17 protein-coding genes and 3 pseudogenes are annotated in these 21,165 nt (G+C 45.4%); 18 read left to right on the forward strand and 2 right to left on the reverse strand.

The features are described 5' to 3' along the window. Position 1 precedes the first annotated feature (1 nt). From JCM2765_RS01290 to JCM2765_RS01340, 10 genes are all read left to right on the forward strand, one after another. Positions 2-223: a hypothetical protein gene (locus JCM2765_RS01290; protein WP_054732835.1), complete on the forward strand. Its 222-nt coding sequence runs from the start codon at positions 2-4 to the stop codon at positions 221-223. A 257-nt stretch (positions 224-480) separates the two neighbouring features. Next, positions 481-693 carry a hypothetical protein gene (locus tag JCM2765_RS01295; RefSeq protein ID WP_054732839.1) on the forward strand — a complete coding sequence of 71 codons (213 nt, stop codon included), beginning with the start codon at positions 481-483 and terminating at the stop codon, positions 691-693. Positions 694-777: 84 nt separating this feature from the next. Beyond that, complete coding sequence (locus tag JCM2765_RS01300) at positions 778-999, forward strand: hypothetical protein (protein ID WP_054732843.1); 222 nt, start codon at positions 778-780, stop codon at positions 997-999. A gap of 803 nt (positions 1,000-1,802) precedes the next feature. Then, positions 1,803-2,747: a glycosyltransferase family 2 protein gene (locus JCM2765_RS01310; RefSeq protein ID WP_054732848.1), complete on the forward strand. Its 945-nt coding sequence runs from the start codon at positions 1,803-1,805 to the stop codon at positions 2,745-2,747. A gap of 5 nt (positions 2,748-2,752) precedes the next feature. Beyond that, positions 2,753-3,403: a phosphatase PAP2 family protein gene (locus tag JCM2765_RS01315; RefSeq protein ID WP_054732851.1), complete on the forward strand. Its 651-nt coding sequence runs from the start codon at positions 2,753-2,755 to the stop codon at positions 3,401-3,403. A gap of 405 nt (positions 3,404-3,808) precedes the next feature. After that, on the forward strand, positions 3,809-4,267 hold the full coding sequence (locus JCM2765_RS01320; RefSeq protein WP_054732855.1) for a KxYKxGKxW signal peptide domain-containing protein: 459 nt from the start codon (positions 3,809-3,811) through the stop codon (positions 4,265-4,267). A gap of 8 nt (positions 4,268-4,275) precedes the next feature. Then, on the forward strand, positions 4,276-7,362 hold the full coding sequence (locus JCM2765_RS01325; protein WP_156301632.1) for a hypothetical protein: 3,087 nt from the start codon (positions 4,276-4,278) through the stop codon (positions 7,360-7,362). After that, on the forward strand, positions 7,359-8,930 hold the full coding sequence (locus JCM2765_RS01330; RefSeq protein WP_054732860.1) for a mucin-binding protein: 1,572 nt from the start codon (positions 7,359-7,361) through the stop codon (positions 8,928-8,930). Before JCM2765_RS01325 ends, JCM2765_RS01330 begins: the two co-directional genes overlap by 4 nt. Beyond that, positions 8,909-9,151 (forward strand): mucin-binding protein, encoded by a 243-nt coding sequence (locus tag JCM2765_RS01335; protein ID WP_054732868.1) that lies wholly within the window; start codon positions 8,909-8,911, stop codon positions 9,149-9,151. Before JCM2765_RS01330 ends, JCM2765_RS01335 begins: the two co-directional genes overlap by 22 nt. Continuing rightward, on the forward strand, positions 9,138-10,829 hold the full coding sequence (locus tag JCM2765_RS01340) for a mucin-binding protein (RefSeq protein ID WP_054732872.1): 1,692 nt from the start codon (positions 9,138-9,140) through the stop codon (positions 10,827-10,829). Before JCM2765_RS01335 ends, JCM2765_RS01340 begins: the two co-directional genes overlap by 14 nt. 118 nt (positions 10,830-10,947) lie before the next feature. Here the strand turns inward: JCM2765_RS01340 and JCM2765_RS01345 are convergent, their stop codons facing one another. Both JCM2765_RS01345 and pnuC read right to left on the reverse strand, forming a co-directional pair. Then, a complete protein-coding gene (locus JCM2765_RS01345) occupies positions 10,948-12,504 on the reverse strand; it encodes an alpha-L-rhamnosidase-related protein (protein ID WP_054732875.1) in 1,557 nt (518 codons plus the stop codon). Beyond that, positions 12,501-13,244: a nicotinamide riboside transporter PnuC gene (gene pnuC, locus JCM2765_RS01350; RefSeq protein ID WP_054732878.1), complete on the reverse strand. Its 744-nt coding sequence runs from the start codon at positions 13,242-13,244 to the stop codon at positions 12,501-12,503. The genes JCM2765_RS01345 and pnuC overlap by 4 nt, the downstream gene beginning before the upstream one ends. 294 nt (positions 13,245-13,538) lie before the next feature. Here pnuC and JCM2765_RS01355 point away from each other — a divergent pair. From JCM2765_RS01355 to JCM2765_RS01390, 8 genes and pseudogenes are all read left to right on the forward strand, one after another. Continuing rightward, positions 13,539-13,783 (forward strand): annotated as a pseudogene (locus tag JCM2765_RS01355) (YdeI/OmpD-associated family protein). 340 nt (positions 13,784-14,123) lie between these two features. Further along, positions 14,124-14,947: pseudogene (locus tag JCM2765_RS01360) on the forward strand (bifunctional 5,10-methylenetetrahydrofolate dehydrogenase/5,10-methenyltetrahydrofolate cyclohydrolase). Positions 14,948-15,042: 95 nt separating this feature from the next. Beyond that, positions 15,043-16,404 carry an amino acid permease gene (locus JCM2765_RS01365; RefSeq protein WP_054732881.1) on the forward strand — a complete coding sequence of 454 codons (1,362 nt, stop codon included), beginning with the start codon at positions 15,043-15,045 and terminating at the stop codon, positions 16,402-16,404. Between the two features lie 454 nt (positions 16,405-16,858). Then, positions 16,859-18,460 (forward strand): FlxA-like family protein, encoded by a 1,602-nt coding sequence (locus JCM2765_RS01370; protein ID WP_054732883.1) that lies wholly within the window; start codon positions 16,859-16,861, stop codon positions 18,458-18,460. Positions 18,461-18,557: 97 nt separating this feature from the next. Then, the gene (locus tag JCM2765_RS01375) at positions 18,558-19,010 is read left to right on the forward strand and encodes a hypothetical protein (protein ID WP_054732886.1); all 453 of its coding nucleotides are present in this window, start codon (positions 18,558-18,560) and stop codon (positions 19,008-19,010) included. Positions 19,011-19,137: 127 nt separating this feature from the next. Further along, positions 19,138-19,347: a hypothetical protein gene (locus JCM2765_RS01380; protein ID WP_369404022.1), complete on the forward strand. Its 210-nt coding sequence runs from the start codon at positions 19,138-19,140 to the stop codon at positions 19,345-19,347. 140 nt (positions 19,348-19,487) lie between these two features. Then, a complete protein-coding gene (locus JCM2765_RS01385) occupies positions 19,488-19,862 on the forward strand; it encodes a hypothetical protein (protein WP_054732888.1) in 375 nt (124 codons plus the stop codon). Then, a pseudogene (locus JCM2765_RS01390) lies at positions 19,855-21,149 on the forward strand (Y-family DNA polymerase). The gene JCM2765_RS01385 and the pseudogene JCM2765_RS01390 overlap by 8 nt, the downstream one beginning before the upstream one ends. The last annotated feature ends 16 nt before the right edge of the window (positions 21,150-21,165 follow it).

Here is a 21,165-nt window from a genome sequence, read left to right on the forward strand (position 1 = left end):
CATGGATAACGAATTTAAGCTGGAACAACTCATTTCACAGTTAGGTCAGGTCAATGATCGAATTGAACGGTTGGAAAACGTGGATTACATGACGGCGATGTACAAGGGCTACAGTGCCGCTGGGGAAACCGTTGAGGAAATTTTGGACGATATTGAATCGTTACGTGATCAAGCTGACCATTTAACGGTGCAACTTGAGGCGTTGGGGGAACGATTGGACTAGGAAAATAGGGCTAAGAACGCTGATGCGAAACGACGGGCGTTTCACCTTGGATAATTGATCAGAACACCAAAAAAGGTTATCCAAAATCGGGTAGCCTTTTTTGGTGTTCTGATATTGGCATAGTTGAAATTCGAGAAATAGCAAACAATCAGTCGCTTTGAAAAAATCGGCTTTCTGGTACGCTTGAAACTATGGTCATCTCCCGTACGCCCATTTAGTGGCTGCGCACCAAAATTTATTCGATAGCGAGGTTCCTCATGTTTAATTTTTTAAAGCAGGCGATTATCAACCACTTGGAAAGTGAAGTGAACCTGAAAGGCTTACTCGTGGTTTATTTGGTTGATTTGAATATTGCGCTATTTATTAGTCAATATTTTCTTGGTAGCCGTTGGCCGATGGTGATTGGCGTTCATTTGGTTGCATTATTTGGTTTGTATGGTGTTTATCACAATAAGCAATTGAAGAAATAGACCTAGTATGAGTGCTTGCCCACTTTTTTTCAGTTCCATCCAACACCCGATAACATCTAAAAAAATCTGACAGTGAGGTTTTCAATGTTAACAATATTTAATTACATCAAAAACGCAATGATCAACCATTTCAACACCGACGTGAACCCGAAAGGCTTGCTCATGGTTTATTTGATTTCGTTGAACCTTGCGCTATTTATTAGCCCATACTATCCTGGGAGCCGTTGGCCGCTAGTGGCTGGGATCCACTTTGCGATGCTGCTGGGTATTTATGGTATCTACCACAATAAGCAACTGAAAAAATAGATGCATGTCCGTGTTTTTTTAGCTTTGTCAAACGCATTAAGGTACTTAGAAATTAATTTGACGCGAGGTCTTCAATGTTCAACTATATCAAAAACGCAATTATCAACATTTCAACAGTGACGTCACTCCGAAAGGTCTCGTTATTATTTATTTAATTGCGTTGAATTTTGCGCTGTTCATTAGTCCATACTTTCCTGGTAGTCGCTGGCCAATGATCACTATGGTTCATTTGGTGACGCTGCTGGGTGTGTACAGTATTTATGTGAGTTATCGTCAAAATCACCACAAATAAAAATTTCAAAGGGGGCCTTCAAGGAAAATCAGTTGATTTTCTTGAAGGCCCCCTTTGAACTGCTGCTATAAACTATCCAAAAACATTTTTAAATAAACCAAATAAGCTAGGATACCTGTATCCACCATAATATTATGCCACGGATAAACCAACATAAAATTGCAGATACAAAAATAAATGGCCAACGTAAATATCGCCGCATAAAGTTCGATGCCGCGTGGCTTGATGCCGTTTGCTTCAAATTTTCGAGTGATGGCTACTTTCCATTTGCTAAACATGGGTCACCTCAAACAGTTATTTGGTTTAATTTTAGCATAGTTAACATGATCAATTAAATTGTTTTTCTGTTAGCATAAGCCTTTACTGAAATAATCTACTCAGCAACCAACTTAATGCGCAACATCCGCCAACCTGAGAATCTCTCAGAAACTTCTTTTTTTGAACCAGTTTTTCTATCGACCAACTGCGCCTATACTACGGGTATTCATTAACGCAAAGGAGCACAGTCGCCATGAAAACAATTTCAATCGTCGTGCCTTGCTACAACGAGCAAGCCGCCATTCCATTATTCTATAAAACCGTTGAAGGGATTTTAACCAAATTTAGCGAAAACGAAGCCGAACTTTACCGGTGGGAGTACTGGTTCATTAACGATGGCTCCACTGATCAATCCTTGGACCAACTTAAAATTCTAAACGCTGAAAATCCAAAAGAAGTGCACTACGTCGATTTTTCTCGCAACTTTGGTAAAGAATCCGCGTTAAAAGCTGGCCTAGATCAGGTCAGTGGCGACTACATTGCCGTCATGGACGTTGATTTACAAGACCCACCAGAATTACTGCCGAAGATGATTCGCCTACTTAACACCACTGATAACGACGTCATTGCCACCAGGCGCGCCAACCGGAAGGGCGAACCCGCCGTGCGCTCGTGGTTATCCAACCAGTTCTACAACGTGATCAACCACATTTCACAGGTCAAAATGCAAAACGGTCTGCGTGATTATCGCTTAATGCGGCGCTCAGTCGTTGATGCGATTCGCGAATTACCGGAATATAACCGGTTTTCAAAGGGCATCTTCGGTTGGGTCGGCTTCAAAACGGAAACCTTGGAGTTCGCGAACCAACCGCGAGTGGCGGGGGAAACTCACTGGTCAATGAAGCAGCTCGTTAATTACTCACTGGCTGGCATCATGGACTACTCGGAAGTGCCATTGAACCTCGCCTCTTGGGCGGGCATCGTCTCCTGTGTCTTTGCCATTATCGGTCTCATCATCGTGGTTAGTCGGAAGTTATTGTACGGCAACCCGACAATGGGCTGGCCGTCAATCGTTTCGATTATCCTGTTGGTTGGTGGGATTCAACTATTTAGCCTAGGGATTATTGGCAAATACATTAGTAAAATCTACCTCGAATCTAAGCACCGGCCAATTTACCTCGTTAAGGAAAAGCGGTGAGCGGCATGAGACTAAAAACAACTTCAGATACAACACCTCAACTACCTTGGCTGGTCGTCGATTGGCTGGCAATGATTCTCCTGAGTCTAAGCGTTAAATTCTGGTTACCGCTCCAGCAATTTGACCAACAAACCAGCCACTGGGTTCATCAATGGGCAACGGCAAGCCGAACGTTTATTTTTAATGGGGTGACACTTAGCGGAAGTCCGATTTTAACGTTGGTACTCGGGATGCTGATTGCCTTACTGTTTATCAGCCGGGAGGATTTGACCCACGCCGCACTGGTGCTCAGTAGCGTCCTCGGTGTTCAAGTCATCGCTTGGTGTCTAAAACACGTGATTCAACGTCCGCGACCATTAGCCAGTTTAACGCTGACCCAGGGCTTTAGTTTTCCTAGCGGTCACGTGGTCGGCGCGACGATGTTGGTGTTGATCATTTGTCACTACTGGCATCCGCAAACGGTGCGGAATCGCGTCTTAGAACTCGTGATTGCCATCGGCTGGTTGGCACTCGTTGCACTTTCTCGAGTTTACTTGCAGGCCCATTATCCTACGGATGTTGTGGGGGCGATGTTGCTGGCATGGAGTTGCTGGCAGACGGTGCGGTATGGGTTTGAGCGGTATCGATCACGGCAGGTTGTGCAAAATATCAATTAAATAAATCATCATTAACAAATAACAGTCGTTAATAACGGAAATTAATTTTTCGTTTATGAACGGCTGTTATTTGTTGTTACCGGTAATTTGTGAAATCGTTTTAACGTTCGCTATTGCAGGGGTTCGATTGTTTGATCATCTGAATTTTTTTTGCCAATAACCGTAGCCAAAAAGACCCGTACCTGTTATTATGAGGTCAGATAAAGCTATAAGTTAACGGAGCCTAGGAGCCTCTTGATAACTTATAGTTTCAACTAGGATTGCATCAACTAAGGTTGGGGACCTTCAGTTAGATTAGCAGTCGATTCCTGACTGAGTAACAGTTGATAAATCGCTAGTTGGGCCCGTCGACCAACGATGGGAATTGAATAGGAACGGATCAAACGTTAGGGGGAACGTATTTTTATGATGGGGAAAAATAATCACCAACAGCTTGTGCGTGATAACACGGTCGTGCACTATAAAGCATATAAAGTAGGTAAGCATTGGGTTTTTGCCGGCATTACAGCACTCACAGTCGGTGCTGGATTACTATTTGGAGGAAGTCAACAGGCGCAAGCAGCTACGACCGAGACATCAGACCCAACAACGAGTGTGGCCGATGCAGGTACAAGTAGCGATATACAGGGCAAAACGGTCACTTTGAATGCAACTTCAACTGCGGATACTAATGCAGCAGCTCAACCACCAGTCACAAGCGATGAAACTGACGCGAATGCTAGTCGTATAACTACGGCAAACTCGATTTCAGATGGAACGCTAACACTGTTGATAATGGAAACAGTGGTAATCAGCCAGAAGCGACGGCTACATCAGCTACTTCACAGCAGCCAAATTCTGATACTGCTGATACCACTGTGCTAAACTCGGCAGTGGATTCGACCAAAACTTCAATTGATGCCAATGATGCCGCATCCGTAAATGTCGAAACGCAACCCGATAACCAGCAAGTCTATAAAACACCAACGGTTAAATCGGGCGTAACAGAATCCGCCAGCATTGCGCCGACAACCGATACTGGGAGTAATGTGGTAACAACGAGTGGCACCGAGTTTACATTGAAATTCACTGCGGCTGCTGGCGATAAGGTTGAGGTATATGTGGACGGTGCTGACACTGACAGTCCCTTGTTTGATGGTGCCTACAGATCATACATGTCTGTTTCAAACGTTGCCAAAGCAACCATGGGTGTTACTACGAGTGTCCACTCAGGTATTGGCACTGTGCCATCCATTACCAATGACATCACTCAGGATGGTACCTATGCACAGCCATTTAATCTGAAACTTAATAATACTTATACTCAGTATTCACCAACTGCGACTACTAAAAGTACCGTAACAGTTGATAAGAAAATCGTGGTCAATATCAACGGCGTAAAGGCGGCAGACTATACTTACTCGGTAAATTACAACGTTGCACCGTTGCGATTACTCGAAAGCGGTAACTACAACCCGCTAACAGTATACAGTGATTCACCTGTTACATTTGTACTACCTCCATTCGGACTAAGTGACGTTAATCAATCTATCGTAGCTACTTCAGCTGGTTTAAATAAACTCGATGCTAAAACCGCTGAATTCCGGGTTGCAATGCCCGATGGCTTTAAATTAGATGAAACAGCAACTGCGGCATTAAATGCAAGTAAGAGCCTTAACGTTGTCCAAGCACCATCTTCGAGTGATATTTTAGTTGAATACGATTTAACCAATACCTCAAATCCAGTAACAAACGATTCATTCATTTCCGTCAGTGGGAGTTTTACTAAATATGTAGCTGATACTTCAGTAACTGCTTCTGCAGGTAACGTCTTCACCGTTGTTACAAACAGTGGTGAAACATACAGTTCAACCTCTACTAACCTCAACGTTTTCAATTACAAAAGTGGCAATGATTCAAGTAGCACACCTGTTGGAAAATACGATTATGCTGCACCTGATTCGACTCCCAACACCGAATACATCTCTGTCCAGCGAGCTGGTTCGGACAAAGATACTTTAAATCTCGCACTCGGGATTAGTAATTATCATGGTCCGGCGATGCAAAACGCAACTAGTTCACTTTCAATTCCGAAGGGATTTACAACTCAAAGTGTTTCGGTAAACGTTCCAGCTTCTTTATTGACAGTAACCGGACAACAAAACATTCCGTATGAGCTTACCTATTCAGATGGTACTAAGTTGAACGGGATGCTAATAAGTGGTACCAACGCAATTACAATTACTGCTGGTAAAACGGTACAGAGTCTGAACTATCAGTTTGATGTGCCAGCGACTACTTCAACAGTCATGCAATCTGGTAGATATGATTCCGATAGTGGCTCTGCAACAGCACGATATTTTGATCGCAATTACGATACTTATACATTACCAGTCACATCCTTAACCGTCACCGTTGATTCAAGCGTTCAAAAGGGCGATTATCAATTTCCAGTCATCATTGCTGGAACAGACACCTCTGGTCAGCCGATTGATGCTACAGGTACTCAAACGGTAAATGTGATTGATTCAACTTACGTTACAACTAGCAGCATTTCTGCCAAAGATCAGTCATCGACTTCTGCTGGCGAAAATTTAACCGCTAAAACCGTAAGTTATGCCGGCGCTACCCCTCAAGTTTCTGCTAATCGAAAACTCAGTGATGGCACCACAAGTACCTCAATACAACCAGTTGACTTATATCTGAACCAACCAATCATTTATTTAGTGGCACCAGCTCAAACGCATTTAATAACAAATGAAGCTACTCTTATTAATGGTTTACCTGGCGTAAAACTTACAAAGTATACAACTACAACTGGATTAAACGGCTATAAAATCGATCTCACTCAAGCCGCTCGCCAATCTAGCGAACCATATTATCGAGGGAGCGGCACTGGCAATCCCTATAGAGATTCACAAACGATGGGTGTCACGGGTGTCTTTAATTTGGGAAACTCGGATAGTATTTTACAACGGATTTTGTATGACTTTGATATTCAAGCCGATCCGGATGCGGTGGCTGGCACCGGTACCCTTAAAATGTATTATACGGTCAAGGATCAAGTTCAAGATATTTCAAATGGCGTTGATACTGATGGTGTAATGACTGGTGATCCAACTGCCGTTTTCGTTCCTATCCAAAGGGCCACCTACACCATCAAAAACATGAGTGGCGTCTACGGTGTTACCATGGTTCAGGGCTCCAATGACACGGGCTATTCCCGAGCTGGAACGACTTCCATCTACCAACCACTAGCTGACAACCAATTTGCAGTCAACGTTCAAAACTTAACCGCCAACGGACTGACTAATGTATCCGAACTAATCAATCTGCCAACAATTGGTGATGCGCTAAAGTCTCAATATAACGTTCAACTCACAAAGGGTGCTGCCAGCGTGCCAACCGGTGTCACCGTTAGCTACAGTACTCTGGCCCAGGACCAACAATCTGGTACCTTGACGAACCCAGATTCAACCGGCTACGTCAGCGCTGAGGATGTCACGGACTGGTCAGCAATTAAATCTATTCTGATTCAAACTGATAGTTTGGCAGCTAATACTAACTTAGGTCGGGTTGTGTTCAACGTTCAAGATGCCAAGCAATTAACTGATATTGGTAAAACCGCTTATTTCGATAGTGGCACGTACGCTGATGGTTTGACCCCAATCGCGTTGAAACAAGCTTCCGCTGCTAGCATGACCATCAGTGGTAAAGCAACGGTCAAGTATGCTTATCAATTACCTGATGGCACCACGATACCTGCTTCGACCCTGACACAAACTTTGAACATTAACCAAGATACGCTGAAAGTCCCAACTATCAAAAATACCGATCTGCCAACCGGTTACCGGCTAATCAACCCCACGACTGGCCTAGCCATCACCTCAACAAACAGCACCGCAGCCTATAAAATCGGCAACATCGTCAACAGTGATGCTGATTACAGTACCTCGGCGGCCAAAACGGAACCGCAGTGATCGGCCAAGTTGCCACCTATGATTTCGATGGCGATACCATTTTGATTCCAGTCGTCGACACCGCAACGCAAACGGTAACGGTCAACTATATCGATGACATAACCCAAACGACACTCGCAAGCAAAGTCCTGACTGGCGCAAGTTTGACACCGGTACTTGATGGAACGACTGCTTATGTCACCACGCCAACAATCAACAATTACGTCAAAGCCGGTTACAAATTAGTCAGTGACGCAACTAACGGGACTAGCTTGACCTTTGACGATGATTTGACGCAAAGTCCCGTGTATGATGTTCATTTGACGCATACCACGACCATCGTGACGCCAACAACCCCAGGAACTCCCGGGAATCTGATTCCTAACACCACAACCCAATGGCCAGCGGGCGTAACGGCAACTGACCTGAAAAAGGACGTTACCCGGACCATCAATTACGTCTACGGTGATGATCAAAGTCAAGTAAGTGCGCCGGTCGTTCAAACAGCGACCTTCACGCGAGATGCCATTGTTGATAATGCAACAGGAACGGTTTTAGGCTACTTGCCGGATAGCAGCTTGGCTGCTTACAAAGCAGATCCAACGAGTGTTGCTTTATCGAAAACGGATGGCTGGTCTGCTACTCAAACATTCGCAAAAGTCGATTCACCAACTGCAGATGTTAAAACCGGATACATTCCAAATCAAACTACGGTAACAGCATTAAACGTTGCGGCAACCGATACTAATTCTGAAGTCAAAGTCATCTACGCCCAGATTCCAAAATCGGTTGCAATTGCTTATTACGATGAAAGTGACGCTAATCGAGTTTTGGAAAAGGCCAACTTAGATGGTTACGTTGGCAAGGTTGAAAACTACGATACAACGTACCAGGCTACTTTAGCCAAATATGAAGCGATGGGGTATGTTTTCGATAAAATGACGGGAAACGCACTTTCCGATTCAGACCGCATGATCACCTATACCGGAACTGATACACCACAATCAACCGCTGTTTACCTGAAACACGCAGCTATCGCAGTAACACCAGATCAACCAGCAGCTCCTGGTAGCGATATGCCAAATACAACGACGAAATGGCCAACCGAAATCGGTGACCTCAGCCGGACCATCACCCAAGTCATCAACTACGTCTATGATGATGGTACTCAAGTTGCACCATCCGTGACTCGGTCAGTCACGTATCAACGCGCTGCAATCGTTGATGCTGTCAGCGGTGACTTTATCGGTTACTTACCAGTTGCAGTTGCTGATAACTATATCAGTTACGAAAATAACGACTCAGAAACGCAAACGACAGCTGTTAAACCAACTGATACGCCAAGTATTGATGACGGTTGGAAAATCAGCAGTGGCGATGCCAACTTTGCAGCGCTCACGAGTCCGGTAGCCACCAAAGCAAGTTACACTGCTGATTTAGCAGCAACCACCGCTTACACAGCATTACCATCAACGGGTTCTGCTAAGTTAACGGTAACTTACACGCCTGATCAACAGCTTGTGACAGTCAGTTACATCGATGACGATGCCAATGCGCCGAAGTTCACGTGGATACGATCAATGGCGTAACGGCCGGTACTAATAATTACAGTCAGGCTCGAACCGCTGTTGAAAGTGATTTAACTAAGTTAGGTTACACGATTGTCGGTACGACCTTGCCAGCCGGAAACGTCATCACCTTTGATGACGATGCCACAACACCGCAAACCTACCTCGTGCATTTGAAACACCAAACGGTTACTGTAACGCCGGATCAACAAGACGCCAGGCACAACGATGCCATCAACTGATCTCAAATGGCCAAAGGGCGCACAAGCACTTGATCTCAATCGAACAGTCACTCAAACCACTAACTACGTCTATGCATCTGGTGGTAAAGCGGCAGATGGCATGACCCAAACGGTAACTTTCCAACGAGCAGCCATCGTTGATCGAATCACCGGCCAATTATTAGGTTACTTGGCGCCTGATCAGCTTGTGGCTTACCAAACGGATCCAACCAGTGTGACCTTAACAAGTGACGCCGGTTGGCAGGCAACGACTGCCACAACGTTCAACTCACAATCGAGTCCAAAGATTACTGGTTACACACCTGATTTGGCCAATACAGCTGACTATTCGGTAACGCCAACCACCGGCGATCTTAAGTTGACCGTTACCTACAACCCTGATCAACAAACCGCAACCGTCACCTACGTCGATGACGATGCCAATGGCGCACAAGTTCATCAAGATACGATCAATAGCGTCTCAAACGGCACGCATGACTATAGTCAAATTCGAACTGCCATCCAAGGCGGTTTAACCAGACTAGGGTACACCATTGTTGGCACTGATTTGCCAACTGATAACATCATTGTATTTGATACCGATGACGCCACACCGCAACAATTCACCATCCATCTCAAGCACCAAACCCAAACCATCACACCGGCTCAACCAGGTCGCCCAGGCGAGCCAATCATTACCAACAATCCTGATGGACCAAAGTGGCCAGCTGGGTCCGACAAGACCGGGTTAGAGCAAGTAGTAACTGAAACCGTTAACTACGTCTACGATAAAGATGGCCAACCAGCCGCGCCAACCGTCACTGATACGGTAACGTTCACCAGAACTGGAACGGTCGACTTGACTAACGGCCAGATAACCTACACCGATTGGGTCGCTAAAGACGGTAAAACGAGCTTTACCGCCAAGCCATCACCAGTTATCACTAGTTATCTAGCTAGTGAAGCAACCGTGCCAGCAGTTACTGGATTAACGCCAACCTCAAGTGACGTCACCAAAACGGTAACCTACAAAGCGCTGGGCGGCTACACCACGAACCTGCCGAACGTCCCAACCATCACGTATCCAAATGATCCAACTGATGCGGGTAAAACGATCACGACGGTCATTCCTAACGTCCCAGATTATCAACCAGTTGGACCAGACGGACAGCCATTGCAACCTGTTGATTCGGGTGATTTGACGAAAGGGTATTTGCCACCGATCGTAACGGATCCATATGTCGATACACCGATTACTTATCAACCAACGGTAACACCGGGAGGCACTGATGGCGAATCAACCAACACGCCAGTGATTACAACAACTGAGACACCCGCAACGGCGGTAACACCTGAAACACCCGCGTCAGCGCAAACGACTAATGTACCAACTCAACCAGCAACACCGATCAATGCTAGCGCTACGCCAGTTCAATCAACAGCCAAGACGCCAACCAACGCAACGCCATTGCAATCGGCAACAGAGCAGGCCACTGCAACGAGGAAAATTGCGACCGAAACCGGTCTTCAAGCAACAAAGGCACTGACTCAAGCTAACCAGAAGGGGGCCAATGCTAAATCGATTACTACCAAGCTACCACAAACGAATGAACGACCGGCTACTGGTCTTTCGCTCCTTGGACTAAGCTTGCTTGGCCTGCTGGGTTTAGGCAAAACTCGTCGGCGAAAGGACGATTAAATTGTGCCATGCACGCAGACTTAGCGTGCGATACCACAACGCTTGAATCATAATTTTTATAACGACTAACAAGCACCCCCTAAATTCCCGATACCGGAACTTAGGGGGTGCTTGTTAGTTAAAGATATCGCCGCAACAAATACGCCGGATAAGCACTCCAACCAAAACAGTACCCGTTCAGCAAAATCGAGCCATACGGTGAGTAGTTCGGATCATGCGCATCATAGACCTCCCAGAACGTATCGGCACCCCGATCAACCATGCCTTGCCAAAATAACCGAATAACGGCTAACGCATCATCTTGGTGGTGGTGTTTAAACAGCGCCTCCGCCAACAGTCCCTGCGTATTCGGCGTGGTCACGGTTCGTTCGAGGTCAAATTTAAGTAGCCGGTCAATAATCGCTTCAGTAGTCGCCGGGGGTAAAATATCTGCCAACAATACGTAGATTTGACTCAGCGGACTAATTTCACGCTTGGGGCCACTGATCACTGCATTTAGCTGTGCATCAAAATAGTGATCCAGCGTAGTCTGCGTCAGGTCAGTTAACCAGTCTTCATAGTCAGCCAACTGTGGATCCGTCATCCGGCGTGCAAGCGCAACAAACCGTTGCACCGTCATTACCGCCTGTAACTGAACCGCCGCTTCTTTATCAACCTGACTGGACCAATCAATGAAAACGTCTTGACGGGGACCGACTAAGTTAGCTGTCAGTTCCGTCTTCAAAAACGCCATCACACGTTGTGCCACCGGATAAAGTTCCCGTAACGTTACTAAATCATCCGTTGTGTCAACGTAATCGGCTAACGCAATCGGAAATAGTAACTCATAGTCAAACCAAAATAAGTCATCTGCTACTGGTTGGCCGGTTAGCGTTAAGATATCCGCTGGAATGCGACCAGCGTCATCCATGAAACTGCCAAACAGGTAAAGGCAACGTTTGGCAACTATTGTATTTTGAAAGGTCGCATAATTCACCAGTGCCTGCGTTCGAAAATCGCTTAACCATAGTCGACGATCCCGTTTGGTACCGTCTTCGAAGACGACCTGCATGGTATTTTTTAGTGTCTGGATACATTTCTTATCAATCGTTTGTAGCCACTCGGGTAATTGCGTCAGCGGGGCGACAGTTTGATTAATTGCAGCACCTTCAGCGTTGAACACCGGTTGACTAAACTGCGGTTGCCACTTACGAGATTGACCAACAGCTGCCAGCGCAATATACCGGCAGCTGTACCGCCGCTCAAACGTTAGCCGTTGTGGTAAGACGTCAACGTGCCGTTGTTCATCTTGAATCCAAGATAGCGGTAGCCAACTGTCGACAGTTGCTGCATCTTCATCGAGTTCTGCCAGCGTTTCCGCAAACCGAACGTGAAGCAATAGCGGGGCGTCCATTGGTGCGCCTGTCGCTTGAAGATCAACTGCAAAGTGGCCGACGACTAATTCGCCTAAATCATAGACTAGCTGAGTCTCGTTAGGTAAGGTGACTGATTGTGAAACAGGTTGAAAATCACAGGTTGCGGCCGTTTTGATGGCTTGTCGAATCGGAACACATTCGCGATGTTGCAACGGTTGTGTCAAGTCAACGCGTGACAACAACTCGTGGTTAACCGCAAACGACTGATCACTAATTTCCTGAAACTTCTCCTCACTATTCAAGTTAAACGAGACGGTCATTCAGACACCTCCGCCTCATCGGTTACTTTTTGCTCCCGCAATTGGAGCGTCCAAAGCACGAGTTCAGCGACGTGCGAAATGTTCCATAACACCCACTGACTAGCGCCGAAGCGGAAGGCCATTAAGATCATCGCGCCAACTTGTAAGACGGTGCTCATTGAATCCATGTACGGATGTGGGTCAATGGTTGCGGTGATGAATGGTACCCTAGATAAAAAGGCGGCCAAAAGTAGCCAACTCACCACTAAAACCACCGCCATCAACAGCCAGCCCTTCACCGACATCGTCCGTGCCACAACCTTTTCCTGAGTTGCTTTGGTTTTGGCTTGTTGCTGATCCGCCTTAGTCCACTGATAAATACCAACCAGGTCCATCACGATAAAAAATAAGTTCAAATACACTTCGCCATACAGGTGACTATCAAAGGACACGTAAATATAGGCACAACTATTCAAGATTCCCCAAAAATAATTGGTGATCCGGCCATTCGCAACCAGCACAACACTAAAAACTCCGGTCACACTAGCCAATAAACTAATGTTGCCAATCGTCGTGTTATTGGCATGAACCAAAAAATGGCCATTGCTGAACACGATGAAAAACGACACGAGTTGGATGGCTAACAGTGCCAGTAAATACACCCGTTTTTGACCACTAACTTTGAATAAATCACTAAACAGATACTTAGGCGAAAAGGTTCGGGTCAAACCCGCCCGCCAGATATTGGGCTTAACTTCCATGAGTGAAATCCTTTCAAACCATCTTAGATTTTATAGGTGTCAAGACACGATGGCTATTACCCAATAGTTAACGTCAAAGTAGGGTGGCTTGTCAATCATTTTTTTAAATGGGTTTAATTCAAATCAGGATAATAGTTGGTGGCTAGTCAGCTTACGTGAGTTACCCCAATCACATCGGTTTTAATCTAAAACAGCCTTAACTGACAATTAAAACAGCATCTTATCTCTCAATTACTCGCAACTATGTTACACTATTTAATTGGAATCAACTGAACAAGAAAGGCGGTGGCCCCTATGCCACAAAAACCATTATCCGAGTATGAAGTCGACATCCCAGCCGTTGCAGAACTTCTCGCCAACGACTCAACCATGGCCGACTTTTTTAACGCATTGACCCCCGGTTATCAACGTGAGTGGCGCGCTTTATCTTCGGCGCCAAAGCGGAAGCAACCAAGCAACGCCACATCGAACAAATGAAAACGGTCTTCCAAGCCGGCTACAAATCTAAGCGAGCTTACGATTCACGACCAAAGGATTAATTAATGTGCCCTGACAAAAACCTCGGCTAACTTGAACCCTAAGTTGTCGAGGTTTTGCTTTTTTGAGCTACTAAATATTCGTTTTTAACGTTAAAACCTAGTAAAAGACGCACATTAATATCATTTGTACTATTTATTAAAGGATTTTTCAGTAAACATTTAGCCACATATCATGTAAAATCGGTTATAATACGAATATTAATCAGAATCGTTCTGAAAAACGTTCCGATTTAGAGAGAAAGCACCGGCACCAGCATGATGAGCGCGCACCAAAAACGAAAGGGTGGTATGGAGATTGATTATTGACGGTAAAGCCTTATCCAATCAGTTAGACGTAAACATGAAGCAGGAGGTGGCTGATTTAAACGCCACTGGCCTGTACCCGACTTTAGTTGTGATCATTGTCGGCAACGATCCCGCCAGCCAGATCTACGTACGTAACAAGCACCGTAAGGCCGTGAAGCTCGGCATCCGTTCCATCATTGAACGCAAGCCAGCCGACATGACACAGGCTGATTTATTGGCGTTGATTGCCAAATACAACGCGGATGACCAAGTTCACGGCATCCTTGTTCAACTGCCATTACCAAAACAAATCGACGAAACCGCCGTGATTCGCGCCATTGACGTGAAAAAAGACGTTGACGGGTTCAGTCCCGAAAACGTCGGTAAGCTATTTGCTAACAGTCACGAGCACTATCCCGTTTCCTGCACGCCAAAGGGCATTATGACGATGCTTGACCACTACAACGTTAATCCAGAGGCAAGCACGCCGTCATCGTTGGTGACTCCAACATCGTTGGCCGGCCAATGGGGGCCTTGTTACTGAACGCGGGCGCTACGGTGACGTACACCCATATTTTGACGCAGGACCTATCATCATTTACCCGTACCGCTGACATTTTGGTCGTAGCTACCGGTGTTGCGCACCTCATTAAAGCAGGGGATATCAAACCCGGCGCGACCGTTATCGACGTTGGCATGGATCGCGATGAAAATGGCAAGCTGGTCGGTGACGTGGATTATGATAACGCCGTAAGAGTTGCCGGTAATATCACCCCAGTTCCCGGCGGCGTTGGCCCCATGACCATCACCACTCTGATGCAGCAAACCATCGAACTCGCCAAGGTCGCTAATCGCCGAGTCCTTACTTCCGTTCATTAATTTTAGTTAAGTTTTGAACATCGCTATTCTCATTTAAGTATAGTAAAATGTTTATTGTAGCTTAATTTTAAGTTAATTAACGGAAGGATGACGACATGAAACGACAACTTAACGCCGGGCAGATCCAAATGATTGCCATCGGCGGGACCATTGGGGTGGGACTCTTCATGGGTTCCGCGTCAACGATCAAGTGGACCGGTCCCTCAGTCCTATTGGCGTACGCCGTCTCCGGATTGGCCCTGTACTTTATTATGCGGGCCTTCGGTGAAATGCTGTACGTTGATCCTGACACCGGTTCGTTTGCGAAATTTGCGTCCGAATATATGCATCCGTTCTTTGGCTACCTTACTGCTTGGAGTAACATCTTCCAGTGGGTTGCCATTGGGATGAGCGAAATGATTGCGATTGGGAACTACGTCAAATTCTGGTGGCCGGATCTACCGGGCTGGATTCCGGGGTTGATTGCCATCGTCACGCTGTGTTTGGCTAACCTCGTTTCTGTGAAGACCTTTGGGAATCTAGAATTTTGGTTCTCACTGATCAAAGTGGTAACCATCGTCTTGATGATCATCGTTGGTCTTGGCTTGATCCTGTTTGGCTTTGGGAATGGCGGTCACGCGATTGGATTTAGTAACCTCTGGCGTCATGGGGTATTTACCGGTGGCGTGAAAGGCTTTGTGTTTGCATTATCCATCGTGCTGGCATCCTATCAAGGGATTGAGTTTATCGGTATCGCGGTAGGGGAAGCGCATAATCCACAAACTGCACTGGTTCGAGCGATTCGCTCAACGGTCTCTCGAATCCTGATTTTCTACATCGGGGCAATCTTTGTGATTTTGTGTATCTACCCATGGGACAAATTAGGTCAAATTGGTTCACCGTTCGTTGAAACCTTTGCGAAGGTCGGCATCACTGCCGCAGCTACGATCATCAACTTCGTGGTTATCACGGCGGCCTTATCTGGCGCCAACTCCGGCATTTACAGTACTAGCCGAATGATGTACACGTTGGCGAATAATCACCAACTGCCGCGTAAGTTTGCGTTGTTGAACCGTCACGGGGTGCCACTGTACGCCATCATGACGATTGCGTTTGGCATCTTTCTCGGGGTCATTTTAAACATGACGCTGCCACACTTCATTAAGGACGCCAGTGACATCTTCGTTCTAGTTTACAGTTCGAGTGTGCTACCCGGAATGGTACCGTGGTTCGTGATTTTGATCAGTCAACTCAAGTTCCGCAAGCAACATCCCGACATCATCGCTAACCATCCATTCAAGATGCCGTTAGCCCCATTTTCAAACTACATCACCATTGCGTTTCTCTGTGTCACCTTAGTGTTCATGGTTTTAAATCCCGAAACGCGAATTCCAGTCTTCATCGGAATCGCCTTTCTGGCCTTCATTTCCTTGACCTACTGGTTGAACCGGAAACGTTGGGCTGCTGAAAATGATTAATTAAATTAAATTCAAATAGCGCTCAAGCAGCTACCGTCAGTTGACGGGGAGGTGCTTGAGCGCTATTTTTGTGTGCTTCAGAAAAAATGGTCGTTGAATAAAGCAAATGGTCATGATGCCACGTAATTAAAAAACAGCTGACCCCGTTGGAAGGTCAGCTGTTAGTCATCCGTCGAAGGACTCGTAATGATCATTACGCCTTAAGTTTATCATCTAAAAAGTTAGTTGTGCTAAAAAACTATTGTTCACAACGGAAGTTCAATGGTTCAACTAATGACAATTGGAGGGATGATGGTATTTCCATAATTTTTATAATTTTACTTTAATTCATTGCCATGGTTTTCACGGCATTATGCCGGTAAATCAATAGTTTACGCCCTTGATGACTCAAGTTTTTATATATTCTATTTTATTAATCTGTTAGAGTTAATTTATCAATGAAAGGGGTATCATCATGAAAAGTAGATATTTAGTATTAACTGCCGCCACCGCATTAACAATTTGCGGCGCTCCAACGGTCAATGCCAAGACCAAGACCGTCAACTTGAAGGTCACTACGTTAAAATTCGGGGCGAAGACGATTTCTGGAAAGGCCACACCCGGCGCGAAAATTCGAGTGACGCGGTATGCTAAGACGTATGCGACGGGGAAGGCAACCAAGCAGGGGACGTTTAAGTTTAAAGCCAAGGTTAAGCTCAAAGGTGGCTGGCATTATAAGGTGGTGGCTACTAAGAAGGGGTATCAGAGTAAGGTGTTGAAGCGTTATGTTGTTAAGCCTAAGACGACCGCTAAAACTAACCAGCAAATTACGGCACTACAAAGTCAGATCAATGCATTGCAGCAACAATTGGCTCAATTGGGTAACACAAACAATACGGATGTATCGGTACAATCGAGTGATTTAAAGAATCAGATTGCTAGTTTGAAAAATGAATTGGCTGCTGTTCAGGCGAAAGTGGCGCAGAGCAAGGCTGGTAACAAATCAAATAATTTTTCAAAAGATACAACTGAACTAGATAACGAAAGGCCAACAGTTCCATTCGATGAAAAAACAACAGAATATTATATCTATCCATACGGAAAAATCTATATGTATCCAGATATGGAGCGAAAAGGGCAGGCTGAGATTCTTACACAGGGAACTGATTCGGAATCAAAAATGATAACTGTTCAGATATATGGCCATTTACCAAAACCTGAAAACAATAAAGAACTCCCCTCATGGTATAACACTAATTACCCGTCATCAAAATTTGGCACAATGTTGATTGAAGTTAACGGTAAAAAGCGCTATGTGCAAATGGATTCGTTAAAAGGTCTTGCAGTTGGAGATTCCTATTACCGCTTGACTAATTTACCTGATGATCTAGGCACTGGAACGATGAAACCTGATGAGGTTAAATTTACGCATTCACCTATGGACGGTGCTCGTTGGACACAAATTACCATGAACGGTACAAACGGTAACGAGAAGTATTGGTATTACCATGCTGATACTAAGAGTTGGGATAACGAATGGCATTCTACAAGTTCTAACATCGATAAAGATAATGAAACTGATACTACTGACCCATTCTCAGGTACACCAACCGAATACTATATTGAAGGATACGGTGATTTTTATTTATTTCCCGATAGACAAGCCCAGGGATACGCTACAAAAATTATGAATTCACCTCGTAATGATGCAGACAGAATTAAGAGTATTAAGGTATTCGGACAGTTACCACCTGTAAAAAATAACGAAACCTTGCCGTACTGGAACGCAGATAATCATGTTCATACACTCCCAGTAGAAATTAACGGCCAACAAGGGTACGTTCCAGATTATGTTGTAAGTCAAATTGCTGTAAATACCAGTTATTATTGCCTTTCAAATCTACCTGATGATGTTGGTTGGGGAACCATCGAACCAAAAGATGTAAGTTTTAAATTTCCACTGGCAAATGATGCTCATTATAAACAATACAGTTTGAACGCTAAGTATGGTGTTACAATTCAATGGCGCTATAATGCCACAACCAAAACTTGGCAAAACATGGATCTTAGCAAATAACGCTTTAAGCAACGCATCAAACAATCAACTACCTAAAATTTATAGATAGATAATGCTATAATAAGATATCTTGATAAGATTAGGGGATGAATCAAAGATGGGATTGAATAAGCACGTTAAAGCCTTGTTCTTGGGAGTAGTTGCTTCAACTGGCCTATTGATTGGCGTTAGCACTGCCGGAACTACAACTGCCCATGCGACAACTTGGCACAAGGGTACGCCAGTTGCGTTACGAGGAACTTGGGAAACTAAACCGGTTTCTCAATATAAGTTCCGTTATAACTTTATCTTAGGTAAATCAACGCTATCAAGTGGCGGTGGCCCTGGTGATGGGACGCATCTAAAGCAGACTGCTTATCACCACAAGGCCGGTAGTCGTTATTACTACGTTCGCGGACATGAATGGTTGTATACTGCTGGTCATGACATATACTATTATCGCTTCTACAAAGTTGGTAATAAGTTCAAAGCCACCAACTATCTCATTTATCACAATAGCAAGTTTACCAAGGGTTATGGTCCCGAAGGCCATCTATACTACAAACAATAACTTGAACAACAAATGACTCAGCTCTCACCCTCGAGACTGGGTCGTTTTTGCGTGTTCGTACCCACTTTTCAAGAATAGTTGACTATCAGAACATACGTTCGTATAATATATTCAAGAGGTGGTTGGGATGATAAAGGAATCTAGGCAACTGAAGGCCCAATATGATTACTACTTTCTACGTGAGTATCGTTTCCGCTATTGGTTACTAGTAGTTGATAATCATTTCTTCGACCAGTACTACTTCTTTCTCGAAAAGCAGAAACTGGGAACGGCGCTCTTACATTCGCACGAGTTGCTAGCAATTCCCAGAGATAAGCCTTATACGAACACGTACTAGCCGACTTGCACTCATTTTCAGCGTTAACGATCTATTACCGCAACACGCATCAGCTTATCCATCCGACCAGAGACATCACTAACGATCCCATTCACGGCCATGGATAAGATTGACAGATTAAGTTTAAAGGGGTGATCAGCATGATTCACGAAGTACCTAAAGAAAAATGGCTATACCGCGACCGCGGAATGGTGAAATGGCTGGGCTTTTTCATGTCTGATCACACCAACTTTATGGATCAGGAGCGCGCCAATGAACAAGCGTTAACGCGGTTACCTCAACAACCAGCCGAAACAATTGATTCACTGCTACAGCAAAGCTGGGAACACACTAAGACCGTTAATTTACAAATTGAGGTCAGTAATCATCTAGCCAACCATCAGGGAATCATCATCGGGTTTGAACGGCCCTTTGTTTTTTTACAGACGGATACCGGCATGCTGACGATTTTATTTAACGCGATTCGCCACGCGGAACTAATCAAACGGGAAAAGTGGTGGGTGCAAGATGTTTGAGACGCCCTTATCAGATCCTGATTACCTACCCGTTCACGATGTCATGTGCATCGACTGCAAATCGTTCTATGCGTCAACTGAAGCCATCAAACGCGGTGAATTTCCAACCTCCGCCAAGATTGCAGTCCTGTCACGTGAGGAGTCTAGTGGTGGTTTAATCCTAGCGGCGAGTCCCTACAGCAAACAGACCTATGGGGTCAAACTGGGAACGCGTCGCTTTGAACTCAACGACACCATGAACCTTGAACTGGTCGAGCCACATATGCAGGACTACATCAAACTCAACTACCGCATTAACACCATTTACCGCCAGTTCACTGATGACGCGCACTGGTTTCCGTATTCGATCGACGAATCCTTTATCGACGTCAGTGCCAGCCACCGCCTGTTTGGTGATAATCGAGCGATTGCGCGTCAAATTCAGCAACGGGTCTTCAACCAGACAGGAATCATTACCACGATTGGCATTGGCCCGAATCCATTGATGGCAAAGCTGGCATTAGATAACGATGCTAAGCGACAGGCGCCTTGGATTGCTGAATGGGGGTATGAGCGGGTACCAGAAACCATTTGGGCGATTCCGAAGCTTACTGATATGTGGGGGATTGGGGATAAAATTGCGAAGCGCCTGAACGCCATCGGTATTTTTAGCGTGAACGAATTGGCGCACGCCGATATCAAGCGCTTAAAGCGCCAATTCGGCGTTCTAGGTGAACAGCTTTACTACCAAGCATGGGGCATCGATTATTCGGATCTCAGTAAAAAATACGTCCCCCGTAGCGATAACAAGGGCTACGGTAACTCCCAAATTCTGATGCGTGATTACACGAACCCACGCGAACTAGAAACGGTCCTCGCTGAAGTTGCGGATCAGGTCGCTACTCGGTTACGCGACCATCACGTCGTCAGTGAACTGGTCAGTTTATCGATTGGCTTTGCAGATACCGATAAAGCCGGTAAAACCCGATTCTCGGCTCAAATGCACGTGGAAGCAACCAATGATACCCGCCAGCTCACTGAAGCCATCTGGTACCTCCTATATGCTAAGTGGGATGCAGTCCAGTGCGCTCGGTTGGGGTACGGTGCGCTAAGGTCTCTCAGCAACGACTGATTCAGTTTTCATTATTTGAGGACCCGGCATTAACGTTACATAAGCAGCAACTAGCGATTACGATTGACCGTATCCGGAAGAAATACGGGTATAAGGCGCTGGTTCGCGCGTCATCGTTGACTGCGGGTGGCACAGCAATTGAACGGAGTGGGTTGGTTGGGGGACACCATGCATAATTGATGGTATTAGGTC

The organism is Secundilactobacillus similis DSM 23365 = JCM 2765 (genome assembly GCF_001311075.1).
GTDB lineage: Bacteria > Bacillota > Bacilli > Lactobacillales > Lactobacillaceae > Secundilactobacillus > Secundilactobacillus similis.